The organism is Pseudomonas sp. AC463 (assembly GCF_979253585.1).
The window spans coordinates 1-239 of sequence record NZ_CEEDDZ010001111.1; the positions used below are offsets into that span (position 1 = coordinate 1).

Consider the following 239-nt stretch of genomic DNA (forward strand, 5'->3'; position numbering starts at 1 on the left):
TGGACCGCGTCGCGGTCGGACACGTCGAAGCATTGCCCGGTGGCGGTGCCGCCCGCGGCGCGAATCTCCTCGACGGTGCGCGCGATCCCCTCGGCGTTGAAGTCGGCGACGACGATCGTCGCGCCCTCCGCCACGAAGCGGTCGGCGATGGCGCGACCAATGCCGGATGCGGAGCCGGTGACCACCGCCACCTTGTCGTTCAGTCTCATGCGTCATGTCCCAGTTGAGCGGTCGTATCG

1 protein-coding gene is annotated in these 239 nt (G+C 69.0%); it reads right to left on the minus strand.

What is annotated here, in order from left to right; translation table 11 throughout:
• Positions 1 to 209 (minus strand): SDR family NAD(P)-dependent oxidoreductase (locus AC0IYH_RS33735; protein ID WP_471838810.1); only part of this gene is annotated, 209 nt, incomplete at its 3' end.
• Between the last annotated feature and the right edge of the window lie 30 nt (positions 210 to 239).